Source organism: Euzebyella marina (assembly GCF_014855515.1).
GTDB lineage: Bacteria > Bacteroidota > Bacteroidia > Flavobacteriales > Flavobacteriaceae > Euzebyella > Euzebyella marina.
This window is the reverse complement of the sequence record NZ_JACYFK010000001.1, coordinates 842,020-856,183: the sequence shown is the minus strand read 5'-3', so window position 1 is coordinate 856,183 and position 14,164 is coordinate 842,020. Positions and strand designations below refer to the sequence as shown.

Here is a 14,164-nt window from a genome sequence, read left to right as displayed (position 1 = left end):
ATGGGCATATTGGATTCTAAAGTTCCATCAGGGCCTTTGGCCGATAAATGGACTGAACATAAAAACAAAATTAATCTGGTCAACCCGGCCAACAAACGTAATATAGACGTTATTGTTGTAGGTACCGGATTGGCAGGTGGTTCTGCTGCGGCAACGCTGGCAGAGCTCGGTTATAACGTAAAGACATTCTGTTATCAAGATTCACCGCGCAGGGCACACTCCATTGCCGCCCAAGGCGGTATTAATGCCGCTAAGAACTATCAAGGTGATGGTGACAGCGCCTACCGTCTTTTTTATGACACGATTAAAGGAGGTGATTACCGTTCTCGTGAGGCCAATGTTTATCGATTGGCAGAAGAATCTGCAAATATAATAGACCAGTGTGTGGCCCAAGGTGTACCTTTTGCCCGTGACTATGGTGGGTTATTAGACAACCGATCTTTTGGTGGGGTATTGGTTTCAAGAACTTTCTATGCCAAAGGGCAGACAGGCCAACAATTGCTTCTAGGTGCGTATTCGGCGATGAACCGTCAAATCAATAGGGGTAAGATAAAGCCTTTTAACCGTCATGAGATGATGGATTTGGTCTTGGTAAACGGTAAAGCCAGAGGAATCATTGCCAGAGACCTTAAAACGGGAGAGATTGAGCGTCACTCGGCTCATGCGGTAGTTTTGGCTACCGGGGGTTACGGAAATGTTTTCTTTCTTTCTACCAATGCCATGGGCAGTAATGTTATGGCCGCTTGGAGGGCACACAGAAGAGGTGCTTTCTTTGCCAACCCTTGTTTTACCCAAATTCACCCGACCTGTATTCCAGTATCTGGTGACCATCAATCGAAACTGACCTTGATGTCAGAGTCGTTGAGAAATGACGGTCGTATTTGGGTTCCTAAAAGAATCGAAGATGCCCAAGCAATACGTGAAGGCAAGATGAAGCCGACACAACTTAAAGAAGAAGATAGAGATTACTACTTAGAGAGAAGATACCCTGCGTTTGGTAACCTTGTACCTAGAGACGTGGCTTCAAGAGCGGCAAAAGAACGTTGCGATGCCGGTTTCGGTGTCAATAAAACAGGTGAGGCCGTTTATCTTGATTTTGCTTCAGCAATCCAACGCTACGGAAAAGAAGCTGCTCTGACCAGTGGTATGAAAGATGCCGATGATAAAACCATTACCCAACTGGGTAAAGATGTTATCGAGGCCAAGTACGGTAACTTGTTTCAGATGTACGAGAAAATCGTAGATGAGAATCCGTATGAGACTCCTATGATGATTTATCCTGCAGTTCACTACACAATGGGTGGCCTTTGGGTAGATTATAACTTGCAGACGACCATTGAAGGTTGCTACTGCGCGGGCGAAGCCAACTTTAGTGATCATGGCGCCAACAGATTAGGTGCTTCAGCCTTGATGCAAGGGCTTGCAGATGGTTATTTCGTACTGCCTTATACCATCGGTGATTACCTTTCCCACGACATTAGAACCGGAAAAATACCGACGGATAGCCCAGAGTTTGACAAGGCAGAGTCCGAGGTTAAAGATCGTATCAATAAACTAATGTCAGGTACAGGTGAGCATTCCGTAGATTACTACCATAAGAAATTGGGTAAAATCATGTGGAACAAATGCGGTATGGCCCGTAACGAACAAGGTTTAAAAGAAGCGATCGAAGAAATTTCTGCCTTACGAACCGATTTCTGGAAGAACGTGAAAGTGACCGGAGTTGCTGACGGCATGAACGCTGAGCTTGAAAAGGCAGGTCGAGTTGCTGATTTCTTAGAGCTTGGCGAGCTTTTTGCCAAAGACGCATTGACCAGAAATGAATCTTGTGGAGGTCATTTCCGTGAAGAGTATCAGACCGAAGAAGGTGAAGCTTTAAGGGATGATGAAAACTTTAAGTTCGTTTCTGCATGGGAATATAAGGGTGAGCCTAAAGATGCCGTTCTTCACAAAGAAGATTTGGTCTACGAAAATATTGAATTGAAAACAAGAAGTTATAAATAGTTTATAGTTGAGAGCTGACGGGATTAATGTCCGAAGGCAATCAACCCCAAGGTAAAACAAATACTATGAGGTTAAACTTAAAAATATGGCGTCAAAAAGATGCCAACTCTAAAGGGCAAATGGTAGACTATACCATTAAAGGTGTAGAAGGCGATATGTCGTTTTTAGAGATGTTAGATGTGCTCAATGAAGAATTGATCAACAAAGGTGAAGAGCCAGTTCATTTTGACCACGATTGCCGTGAAGGTATTTGTGGCGCCTGCTCTTTGCAGATCAATGGTGAGCCCCACGGCCCCGATCGATTGGTAACTACTTGCCAATTGCACATGAGAAAGTTCAATGATGGTGATACCATCGTTATTGAACCTTTTAGGGCTACAGCTTTTCCGGTCATCAAAGATTTGGTCGTAGACCGTTCAGCTTTCGATAGAATTCAACAGGCAGGTGGCTATATATCTGTAAATACTTCGGGTAACACGGTAGATGCCAATGCTACACCAATTGAAAAGGAAAAGGCCGATGATTCTTTCTATGCCGCTACCTGTATCGGATGTGGGGCATGCGTTGCCGCTTGTAAAAATGCGAGCGCCATGCTATTTACTTCTGCCAAGGTTTCTCAGTTCGCTTTATTGCCCCAAGGTAGAGTAGAAGCTACCGAAAGGGTACAGAACATGGTGCGACAAATGGATTTGGAAGGTTTTGGTAACTGTACCAATACAGGAGCATGCGAGGTTGAGTGCCCCAAAGGAATTTCTTTGGAGAACATTGCCCGCATGAACCGAGAGTATCTTAACGCCACAGTAAAAGGATAATCTATTTCTGTTGAACGCAGTTTAAAGCAGTCAACTTTTTTAGAAATCAAGATAAAATGAATCCCAAGCTTCAATCATTGGAGTTTGGGATTTTTGTATTTTGATAAAATGTCAAAAGACTATCCTGAAGAACGTATCAAAGTACCTCGCTTTAATGAGGAGTCTGGTTTTTACACCACCCCAAAACGCTCAAAAATAATGAGCAAGATTAGGGGGAAGAATACAAAGCCCGAACTTGCCTTTAGAAAAGCTCTTTACGCTGCAGGTTATCGCTATAGGGTAGATTATAAAAAGTTGATAGGTAAGCCTGACATCCTTTTAAAAAAATATAAAACAGCCATATTTATCGACGGTGAATACTGGCATGGGCATAACTGGCAAGAGCGCAAGCCTAAAATTAAGACCAATCGAGATTTTTGGGTTGCCAAAATTGAACGGAACATGCAACGTGACCGCGAGGTCAATCAAGAATTAGAGCGATTGGGCTACAAAGTATTCCGGTTTTGGGAAACCGAAATCAAAAAAGAATTAGATAGATGTCTAACGGAAGTACTATTGCATTTAGCGGCTCAGTAATAGAGCAAAAAACATCTCTTTTCCCGTCAACCACCTTAGGTTATTGCCTGTATATTGTAAGTGAAATTAATTAATAATCTAAAACAATATACACATGAAGAGGATAGCCATATTAGCTACTAATGGATTTGAAGAAAGTGAATTGAAATCACCTAAAGAAGCCATGGAGAAAGCAGGGTTTACGGTAGAAATCGTGAGTCCCGAATCGGGTGAGATTAAAGGTTGGTCAGGCGGTAACTGGTCAAACAGTTACAAGGTAGATAAAACATTGAATCAGGTAAAAGCATCAGATTATAATGCTCTTATGCTGCCAGGTGGAGTTATCAACCCAGACCAATTGAGAAGAAACGAAGACGCCCTAGTTTTTGTTCGTGATTTCTTTAAGCAAGAAAAACCGGTTGCGGCCATTTGCCATGCACCACAGATTTTGATTAGTGCAGATGTCGTGAAAGGTAGAAAATTGACTTCTTTCATTTCAATTAAAGATGATCTGATCAATGCCGGAGCCAATTGGGTAGACCAAGAGGTGGTCGTTGACCAAGGGTTTGTAACGAGTAGAAACCCAAATGATTTACCTGCCTTCAACAATAAGTTGATTGAGGAGATCAAAGAAGGTAAGCATGAAGAACAACATGCATAATAAGTAAATTTCCAAATCTGATAAATCCCGGCCCCCCGCCGGGATTTTTTTATGTCTTTAAGAGTCAAAAGCCAACCGTTTATCGAAGAAATTGACAGTTGATTGTTTTCACAACAACTAGGGGCTACTTCACAACAATAATTTAGAAACCCGAATTAAGCGCCGTAGATTTACATTGTAATTAAGTGATAGTGTTGACCCCAAATCGCCCCTTGAACTTAACCGAAATAGTTACGATCCCCAATCGAAACTAGAACCTACAAAAAATTATCCGACCCCAATCGGAAAACCAAAAAACAGTGTACCTACTTAACAAAAAGAGCCCTTTTCGAAGGGCTTTTTTGTTTTTAACCGGTTTGCGAAACAGCTTCTATTTAATCTGAAAGACCTGTTCACTATCAGAAGCTATCTTTTTTAGAATGACCTTATAAGACCCTTTGGGCAGATAGGTTTTGCCATTTTTTGCTTCTGTGAGCTTAGTTTTGTTCTTCTTTAAAAATGCTTTCTTACCCTCTTCGGTGAAGGCGACATCAAACGACAGAATGTTCAGACCTTTATCGGCTATGAATTCAGTTGAACTGATGCTGACACTCTTTAAAGTTTGAATTTCTGCTTTAACAGTGCCTTCAGACTTGCTATAAAAGGCGATATCTAGGCCGGGGGTTGATGCCCTGCTCCATGGGCTTGGTGAATTACCCCAATCTGAGGAATGCGAAATAGTATCCAAATCAAAAACAAAGAGGTCTTTAGACAGAACTTCTGGCGTCATTTGTTGAATGTGTCCGATGTCGGCCAGATAGATGCTTCTGCCATGTGTGCCGACCAATAAATGTTTAGCTTTCGGCTGAATCACCAAATCATGAATTGCGACGGGAGGCAGACCTTTTTGTAATGCTTCCCATCGATTACCTTGGTCAAACGAAATGTAAAGACCATTATCAGATCCTGCATAAACAATAGAATCGTTGATAGGGTCTTCAATAATAACATTCATGGGCGCATCGGGTATATTTGATGAAATATCTTCCCAAGTCGCACCGTAATCATCACTTTTATAAAGATATGCGGTAAAGTCATCCCACCTATAGCCATTCAATGCTACATAAACGCGGTCTTTTTGGTGTTGCGATGCTATGACCCTACTTACCCATAAATCTTTTGTTAACTTGTCGGAAATCTGAAGCCAATCTCCTCCGCCATTTTTACTGACATGTATAAGTCCATCATCACTCCCCGTGTAAATGAGTCCGAACTGTAAGGGCGACTCGGAAATAGTAGTAAGTGTGCCATATGCGACATTACCTTTTTTTCCGCCTTGCGTTAAGTCTCCAGAAATAGTTTCCCAATTATCGCCTTGATCAAGCGAACGGTGCAGTTTATTGCTTCCTAAATACAAGATATCTTGGTTATGGGCAGAAAGTTGAATGGGGGTCTGCCAGTTGAAGCGATAGGGCGATTCTCCTAATTCATGCTTAGGTTGTATGTAGGTTCGCTTATCATTTTTTCGGTCGATGCGGTAATAATTTCCGAATTGGTACCCGGTGTAGACTATATCAGAATTTCTTTTATCAATTTCTATCTGCATTCCGTCGCCACCCATAAGCGATTGCCAGGCATAACGACCCGATTGATGCCAGCCGGTATCTTCTTTAGCATTATGTGGCCCGGCCCATACCCCGTTGTCCTGTAATCCTCCATAGACGTAATAAGGCTCTTGATTGTCTACATTTATGGCATAGAACTGACCTACACTAGCTGAGTTGTTTTTGATCCAGTTTTCACCATCATCGTAGGTGATGTTGACGCCCCCATCATTACCATTGATCAAATGGCCCGGTTGTTTTGGGTCGACCCATAATGCTTGGTGATCCGCGTGTACATTTTCTTTGCTAATCGATGAAAAGGTTTTTCCGCCATCGGATGATTTTAAAAGCGGTACGCCGCCGATATAAATTTTATTGAGGTCGTTTGGGTCGACCCTAATTTCACCGAAATAGTAGCCATAACTGTAATAGAAATCATCAATATAGTCTTCATTTTGCTTTTTCCAGCTGCGCCCACCGTCATCACTTCGGTAGACTTCGGCGCCAATGACAGGAGTGTCAAACATCATGGCATTGGCATTTTCAAGATATTTGGTCAAATCTTTAGGTTGGGCAACACCGCTTCGAACAAGTTGCTTTACGTTTTCGGCACGGTACTTTTCTTGAAAGCCATTGGCTTTTAAAAAGGCATTGAGTTTTTTGTCGCCGAGCTCTAAAAAGGCCTCTTTTGACATGCCCTTAAAATCAGTTGCCGTTAGTTTGTCGGCATCTGGCTTTTCAGAATCAGATTTTTCTCGGTGCCCTTGATTATCCAAAAGGGCGTAAATGGTATTTTGGTCAAAAACCGCCAGGCCGATTCGGCCCACATTCATATCGGTTGGAAATCCGCTGCCTTCCACAGAAATCTTCTGCCAAGTGTCGCCGGCATCAGTACTTTTATAAATGCCAGAATTTGATCCGTTACCCAAAAAATCCCACGCTTTTCGGTCTTTTTCCCAAGCTGCGGCATATAAAACATTAGAATTGCCTGGCACTTGTTCCAAATCAATTATACCAGTTTGATCGTTGAGATACAAAGTTTGAGACCAAGTCTTACCAGCATCTTTGGTTTTATAAACACCTCGCTCTTTATTCGGCGAGTATAGATGGCCCAATACTCCCACGGTTACTTCATTTGGATTTTCAGGATTCAAAAGAATTCTACCAATGTGATGGGCGTCGGAGAAACCCATATGATGCCAAGTTTTCCCCTTATCGGTTGATTTTAATATGCCTATTCCTGCATAAGAAGACCGAGAAGAATTGTTTTCGCCTGTGCCGGCCCATATAGTTCCTGTTTTCCAGTCGACAGCAATATCGCCTAGGTTTTGGGTTTCGGCATTGTCCATCACTGGCGTAAACGATGTACCATTGTTGTTGGTGTACCAAAGTCCGCCAGAGGCATATGCCACATAAAATTCAATGGAATTTTTAGGGTTGACATCTAAGTCTACCACACGGCCACTCATTACAGTGGGACCAATATTTTTTAATGGCAGGTTTTTCACCAATGATTCTTTCTGCAAAATTTGTCTATTCTCAATAGACTCAATAATAAGCTCTGCAGATGTTGCAGGAACTTGAGCCATGGCAGAGCAGAAAAAGAAGGATAATAGAAAAATTAGTAAGCTTTTCATAAGTATTTGATAACGAGTTATTTTAGAAACAACAGATTTAATTTGTCAATGTTTGCCGCTTAAAATTAACAGCGACAGAATTGCGCAACAACTTAATATTTTGTTAATTTATGCCAAACTAGCATTAAACTCACTCAAACTAGAAGAATAACATAACCAACTTTAATTGAAGAAGAGGCCTATGAATTAGGTCTCTTTTTTTATGCACTTAAGCTCTGTAATGAGCTACTTGTCTCAATAAAAACACCAGACATTATAAACTTCTTAACTGCCCAATCGTTGTCAATTTGCTACTTTTGAAAAATTGATAAAAAGCGAGTTAAATGTATCCAGATATACCTCTGACAGTAGGGGATATTTTCTAAGGACAAATTACATCTAACCGATTAAAAAATTAAAATTACGCCAATGAAATACGAACAAATCAGTAATTCATTATTCATCAAAAATCGAAAGAAATTCATGGCCGAAATGCGCCCAAAAAGCATTGCGGTCTTTAATTCAAATGATATTTATCCTATAGGTGCCGACAGCGTGCTACCTTTTGAACAACATAGAGACCTTTTCTATTTATGTGGTGCAGACCAAGAAGAAACCAAGTTGTTGCTTTTTCCCGATGCTATGGATAAAAGTCACAGGGAAATTCTGTTTGTTCGTGAGACCAATGCGCACATTGCTGTTTGGGAAGGTGAAAAATTAACCAAGGAAAAGGCGACCGAAGTATCAGGTATCGAAACCGTTTACTGGCTTCAAGATTTTGATCGGGTATTTTTTGATTTGATGACGGAGGCCGATACTATTTACTTTAATACCAATGAGCATTACCGCCAGGCCGTTGAGACCGAGACCCGAGAGGATCGTTTTATTCAAGAATGTAAAAGAAAGTTTCCGGCGCATCAAGTGGCGAAGAGCAACCCGATACTTCAAAAGATTAGAGGCGTTAAAGAACCGGAAGAAATCGAACTCATGCAAACGGCCTGTAATATTACCGAAAAAGGTTTTCGCCGTGTATTGCAGTTTGTCGAGCCAGGTGTTTGGGAGTATGAGATTGAGGCCGAGCTTTTACATGAATTCGTTCGAAACCGTTCTAAAGGGTTTGCCTATCCGCCTATAATTGCGGCTGGAAATAATGCAAACGTACTTCATTACCTTGAGAATAATAAAAGATGTCTGTCGGGCGATATGATTTTGATGGATACGGCGGCCGAGTACGCCAATTATTCAAGTGATTTGACCAGAACCATACCTGTCGACGGTAAATTTACCAAACGCCAAAAAGAGGTGTATGAGGCGGTACTGCGGGTTAAGAACGAGGCTACTAAAATGTTGGTGCCGGGCACAATTTGGAAGGATTATCATGTTGAATGCGGAAAACTCATGACTTCTGAGCTGTTAGGCCTCGGTTTGTTGGATAAGGCCGATGTACAGAACGAGAACCCACAATGGCCGGCTTACAAGAAATATTTCATGCACGGTACGAGCCATCATATCGGGTTGAACACCCATGATTATGGTGAACTGAAAACTCCCATGCAGGCCAATATGGTGTTTACCGTCGAGCCCGGTATTTATATTCCCGATGAGAAGCTGGGGGTTCGCCTTGAAGATGACGTCGTCATTCAAGAAAACGGAGAGCCGTTCAATTTAATGGCCGGTATTCCTATTGAAGTAGAGGAAATTGAAGATTTGATGAACAAATAGTATTGGTAGAAATTAGCTAAAAACAAGGTAAATGAAAATAGTTTCTTGGAATGTAAACGGAATACGAGCCTCGATGAAAAAAGGCTTTGATGAAGTGGTCTCTAATTTTGATGCAGATGTTTTTTGTATTCAAGAGACCAAGGCGCAAGACGACCAAGTATCCGAAGCATTAAAAGAAATTTCCGGGTATAAGCTATTTAGTAATAGTGCCGAAAGAAAGGGGTATTCAGGAACGGGTATTCTATCTAAAGAAAAACCCCTTTCATTTTTACCCAACATAGGTGCTGAAGTACATGATCTTGAAGGAAGGGTTACGTGCGCGGAATACGAGTCATTTTATTTGATAAACGTGTATGTGCCCAATAGCGGTAACGGACTCAAACGATTGGATTATCGTTCGGAATGGGATAGAGATTTCACCCAGTACCTTATGAACCTTCAACAAAAGAAACCGATCATTGTTACTGGAGATTTTAATGTGGCCCATACGGCCAATGATTTGGCGAACCCAAAATCTAACTACAACAAGACTTCAGGTTTTACACAGGTAGAGATCGATGGTTTTGACCATATGCTCGGTACCCTGAAATTGGTCGATAGTTACAGAACCCTACACCCGAATACGTATGATAAGTACACTTTTTGGAGTCAAAGAGGAGGGGCGAGAAGTAGAAACGTTGGGTGGCGTATCGATTACTTCTTAGTGAGTGAATCGCTTTGGCCAAAAGTCAATTCTTGCGAAATTCATGACCAAATCATGGGTAGCGATCACTGCCCAATTAGTTTAGATATCAACCTCTAAAGGGATGAATTATTTATGGGATGCTTTTTCCTCGTGAGATTGAATAGAACAAAAACAATCATCGCAGGTAAAATCCATCCCATACTATACCGGCTTAAGGGAATTATTTCCTGAAGGGCACTAATTGAAGCTCCCCAACCTAAGCTGCCGATAAAATCCGGTATACTAAAAATTATGGTAGTTGTTACAACTGCCCTGAATACCTTTGGCGATGCCCACTTATTGGGTATGGCATTTAACAAAATCAAAACGATGGTAATGGGGTATATAAACATTAGGGCAGGTAGGGCCACTGCAATAATATAGGCCACATTGAACTGCCCGATTAAAACACCTAAAAGGCAACCTGCAATAACTGTAATCAAATAGGCCTTTTTACTGTTTTTGAAGCGTGATTGTATAAAGTCAGATGTGCCGGTAACAATACCAACCGCTGTGGTAAAGCAGGCAAGACTCACCAAAACGCTGAGAAATACTTGTCCGTTTCTTCCTAAGGTCAAATGGCTTATGCCATTTAAAAGAGCGGTACGGGTTATTTCGGTATCAAAATCTGCCTGTACCAAAGCCCCGGTATAAATAAGCCCGGTATATAAAAGAAGTAAGGCAGAACCGGCCAAAATGCCGGCACGACGGATCAAGGTTTTCTTCTCTTGATACGAAGCTTCTTTTTTCTTCAAGTTAACTGAAATGATGATTACGCCACCAACGACGACCGCTCCAATAGCATCAAAGGTCTGGTACCCTTCCAAGATGCCATTGGCAAAAGGGGAGCTTAGGGTAATGGGCCCAACAGGCTGGTCGGTAGAAAATAGAGAGATACCTATAATCAACAATAAAATGATAATGATAGTTGGGGTCAATATTTTACCAAGAACATTCAACAATTTAGACCGGTTGACCACAAACAGGAAAACGAGTGAAAAGTAAACGGTGCCAGTTAGCCAAGAGGGAACATCAAAAAATGGCTGTATAGCCATTTCATGGGTTACAGAGGCCGTTCTTGGGGAAGGTAAACTTATAGAGATGACATAAATCAAAAAAGAATATACTAATGAAAAGCCCTTAGAAACCTTCTTGCCGAAATCAAAAATAGTTCCCTGCAACTTGGCGTGTGCCATAATGCCTAGAATAGGAACTAAAACAGCCGAGAGACAAAACCCCAGAGAGACCAACCACCATAAATGGCCCGAAGTAAAACCCAAGAGAGGCGGAAGTATCAAGTTACCTGCTCCAAAAAACAATGAGAACAGGGCAAAGGCGGTAACTAAAGTTTCTTTGGCCGTATGTAACTTGACGGAGTTCATTTTTTGAAAGACACCTGTGGTTTTAACAGGCTGCAAGATACCCTAATATTGGCTGACGGCAAGCAGTGCAGTATGTCGGAAAAATCTTTCTATTTTAAATAGAATGGTGTATTTCATCGAAAAATCGGACAATCTCAAGGCTATTGTCCAATAAAAAAAGAAAGGAGGGCGTTGAGATAGAAAGTGTTTGAACGCACTGAAAATTTCACCCAAATTTTGAACTAGCACCTGGCGGTTTGCCCCAATGAACCAACGATGCGTTTTTTAAACCTACGACCATGAAACGATTTTTTTGCAGCCTTTTTGGCCACCATTACTCAGTATCGAAAAAAGTGACATTACATATTAAGGAATATAAATGCATTCATTGTGGTAAACAGGTAACTACCGATGTAAGCGGTAATCTTTCGACCCTTACACCAGAGCTAGAAGATATTAATAAGACCTTGGAAAATATTTTTCAGAAAAGACATAGGGCAGCAAAACACGCTGCCTAACCTGAACTTGATTCAGCGTTACCTATGCTTTGGCACCCAAATCCTGAGCCTTAAGGTTTCAGGATTTTTATAAAATATTCCCGAAAAAATAGTAGCAACCTCGTTCTCCACTGTCGTTCGCCCCACAACAGTATGTTAGGTTTGCCTTTTTCGGGAATTCTTTTTTTATAGTTATTCCTCCTCAGAATTAGAGAACGAGTTCCAGCCCTGTGCGGTCAGCGGTATTTTATGATTACCCCTTGTAACTAAATGAGTCCCTTCATTGGCCTCCGTCATATAGCCGATAACCGTAAGGTTTGGGTTGCCTTTGATCTTTTCGTAGTCTTCTTGTTTTACCGTGAACAATAGCTCATAATCCTCACCTCCGCTTAAAGCGACCAACGTGCTATCCATTTTGAATTCTTCGCAGGCCGAAATAACGGTTGGGTCTAAGGGAATTTTATCTTCAAAAAGATTGCACCCTACCCCACTACTTTTACTCAAGTGCATTATTTCTGAAGAAAGGCCATCGCTTATATCGATCATTGAAGTTGGTTTCACTTCAAGTTTGGCCAACAATTCAACAATATCTTTTCTTGCCTCAGGTTTTAATTGACGTTCAACAATGTATGAGTAGGGTGAAAGGTCGGGTTGGCTGTTCGGGTTTACTTTGTAGACCTCTTTTTCACGCTCCAGAACTTGCAGCCCCATGTAAGCTCCGCCCAAATCTCCGCTCACGACCAAAAGGTCGTTTGGCCGGGCCCCATTGCGGTAAGAAATTTGCTCTTCGTTAACTTGCCCCAAAGCGGTAACGCTAATTAACATTCCTTTTTGCGATGAAGTGGTATCACCTCCTATCAAATCAACATTGTACATTTTACAGGCAAGGGCGATTCCGTCGTAAAGCTCCTCCAAAGCTTCTAGGGGAAACCGATTTGATACGGCCAGTGAAACCGTAATCTGTGTCGCCTTTGCATTCATGGCGTAAACATCTGAAAGGTTCACCATAACGGCTTTATAACCCAAGTGTTTTAGTGGCATGTAGCTGAGGTCGAAATGAACACCTTCAACCAATAAATCAGTAGTTAAAACCGTTTTGTATTCAGTACTATCGAGCACTGCGGCATCATCACCAATACCCTTGATGCTTGATGCATGGTTGAGCTCAAAATTCTGTGTCAAATGTTCAATTAGGCCGAATTCACCCAACCGCTCAAGAGATGTCCTTTTTTGTTCTTTGTCTTCTAGCATGTGGCAAAAATAAGGGTAAATTATGGTATTGATAAAGGGGAATGATTATTGCTTTCATTTAGTATGGCAACAAATAGCAAGAAGAGCTAAAACAATAGGGCGTTAAATAATATATTTATATAAAAATGAACGGTTTATGAAAAATTGGGCAAGGTGTTTTATGCTTATATCTACCCTAGGCCTCTTGGGGTCGGGTTGTTCTTCAGATGACAATAATGAGCCTACGGCGGATGTACCTATGAATTACGAACCCTGTTCAAACGGTATGGCAGGTCAATACCCATGCAATGGCTATGATTTACTAGCGACGAAGTCATTATCTTTTTTTAGTGCACAATCGGCCAATGACATTTGGGGTTGGGAAGACCCCGACACGGGTAAAGAATATGCGCTATTGGGTTTGGATAACGGTACGGCCTTCATTGATATTTCAGACACTGAGAACTTGGTCTACGTTGGTAAACTGCCCACCGCTACAGAACCGAGCCTATGGCGTGATATCAAGGTATATCAAAACCATGCCTTTATCGTTTCTGAGGCTGCGGGGCATGGCATGCAGGTATTTGACCTTACGAATCTTCGTGAAGCATCTGAGCAACCGAAGGTATTTGAAGCGGATGTACTTTATACCGGCTTTGGTAATGCGCATAATGTCGTTATCAATGAAGAAACGGGTATGGCCTATGCTGTGGGTACGGCTCGAAATGATGAATATGCTGGGGGTGCCCATTTTATTGATATTTCAGAGCCCAAGAACCCCAAAGGAGTTGGCGGTTATGCCGATAACGGATATTCACATGACGCACAAGTGGTGACCTATTCAGGGCCTGATGTCGATTATCAGGGGAGGGAAATTTTTATTGGCGCTAATGAATCACAAGTGGTAATAGTTGATGTGACCGACAAAAATGCATCTTTTGAAATTAGTACGGTATTATACCCGAACATAGCTTATACGCACCAAGGTTGGTTTACCGATGATCAGCGATTCTTTATTTTAGGCGATGAGCTAGACGAACAGAATTTGGGCTTTAAATCAAGAACCTTGATTTTTGATTTCAATGATTTAGATAATCCTGAATTATATGACACTTATTTAGGGCCGACCGATGCCATCGATCATAATGGCTATGTCAACGGGAATGAATATTTTCTCTCAAACTACACCGCAGGCTTGAGAGTTCTGGATATAACGAATATTGAAAATCAAAACTTGGTAGAGTCTGGTTATTTTGACACCTACCCGAATAATGATAATGCTGCATTTGATGGGGTGTGGAGCAACTACCCTTATTTTCAAAGTGGTAAAGTCTTGGTAAGCGATATGAGCTCAGGGTTGTTTGTCATCCAAAAAAGTAATTGATATTTTACGCAAGGG

The 14,164-nt window shown here is 41.6% G+C and carries 11 protein-coding genes; 8 read left to right on the top strand and 3 right to left on the bottom strand.

Features of this window, described 5'->3' with window-relative positions; genetic code table 11:
- From IL356_RS03380 to IL356_RS03365, 4 genes are all read left to right on the top strand, one after another.
- Entirely contained in the window at positions 1–2,004 is a 2,004-nt protein-coding gene (locus tag IL356_RS03380; protein WP_121847205.1) for a fumarate reductase/succinate dehydrogenase flavoprotein subunit, read from the top strand.
- A gap of 65 nt (positions 2,005–2,069) precedes the next feature.
- Positions 2,070–2,816, top strand: a complete 747-nt coding sequence (locus IL356_RS03375) for a succinate dehydrogenase/fumarate reductase iron-sulfur subunit (protein WP_121850554.1) — start codon at positions 2,070–2,072, stop codon at positions 2,814–2,816.
- Between the two features lie 108 nt (positions 2,817–2,924).
- Positions 2,925–3,392, top strand: a complete 468-nt coding sequence (locus IL356_RS03370) for a very short patch repair endonuclease (protein ID WP_121847206.1) — start codon at positions 2,925–2,927, stop codon at positions 3,390–3,392.
- Positions 3,393–3,486: 94 nt separating this feature from the next.
- Positions 3,487–4,032: a type 1 glutamine amidotransferase domain-containing protein gene (locus IL356_RS03365; RefSeq protein ID WP_121847207.1), complete on the top strand. Its 546-nt coding sequence runs from the start codon at positions 3,487–3,489 to the stop codon at positions 4,030–4,032.
- 370 nt (positions 4,033–4,402) lie between these two features.
- On the opposite strand, the gene IL356_RS03360 is transcribed toward IL356_RS03365, so the two are convergent.
- Positions 4,403–7,252, bottom strand: coding sequence for a beta propeller repeat protein (locus IL356_RS03360; protein WP_121847208.1), 2,850 nt, complete (start codon positions 7,250–7,252; stop codon positions 4,403–4,405).
- A gap of 408 nt (positions 7,253–7,660) precedes the next feature.
- On the opposite strand from IL356_RS03360, the gene IL356_RS03355 reads away from it, so the two are divergent.
- Together IL356_RS03355 and IL356_RS03350 are read left to right on the top strand one after the other, a co-directional pair.
- Positions 7,661–8,953 carry an aminopeptidase P family protein gene (locus IL356_RS03355; RefSeq protein WP_121847209.1) on the top strand — a complete coding sequence of 431 codons (1,293 nt, stop codon included), beginning with the start codon at positions 7,661–7,663 and terminating at the stop codon, positions 8,951–8,953.
- A 31-nt stretch (positions 8,954–8,984) separates the two neighbouring features.
- Complete coding sequence (locus tag IL356_RS03350; RefSeq protein ID WP_121847210.1) at positions 8,985–9,755, top strand: exodeoxyribonuclease III; 771 nt, start codon at positions 8,985–8,987, stop codon at positions 9,753–9,755.
- Here IL356_RS03350 and brnQ read toward each other — a convergent pair.
- On the bottom strand, positions 9,752–11,059 hold the full coding sequence (brnQ, locus tag IL356_RS03345; protein ID WP_121847211.1) for a branched-chain amino acid transport system II carrier protein: 1,308 nt from the start codon (positions 11,057–11,059) through the stop codon (positions 9,752–9,754). The two genes, IL356_RS03350 and brnQ, sit on opposite strands and share 4 nt — an antisense overlap.
- Positions 11,060–11,337: 278 nt before the next feature.
- On the opposite strand from brnQ, the gene IL356_RS03340 reads away from it, so the two are divergent.
- Complete coding sequence (locus IL356_RS03340; protein ID WP_121847212.1) at positions 11,338–11,556, top strand: hypothetical protein; 219 nt, start codon at positions 11,338–11,340, stop codon at positions 11,554–11,556.
- 171 nt (positions 11,557–11,727) lie between these two features.
- Here IL356_RS03340 and thiL read toward each other — a convergent pair whose 3' ends face one another.
- Positions 11,728–12,786, bottom strand: a complete 1,059-nt coding sequence (gene thiL / locus IL356_RS03335) for a thiamine-phosphate kinase (protein ID WP_121847213.1) — start codon at positions 12,784–12,786, stop codon at positions 11,728–11,730.
- 136 nt (positions 12,787–12,922) lie between these two features.
- Here thiL and IL356_RS03330 point away from each other — a divergent pair, with 136 nt between their 5' ends.
- Complete coding sequence (locus IL356_RS03330; RefSeq protein ID WP_121847214.1) at positions 12,923–14,149, top strand: choice-of-anchor B family protein; 1,227 nt, start codon at positions 12,923–12,925, stop codon at positions 14,147–14,149.
- Positions 14,150–14,164 lie beyond the last annotated feature (15 nt).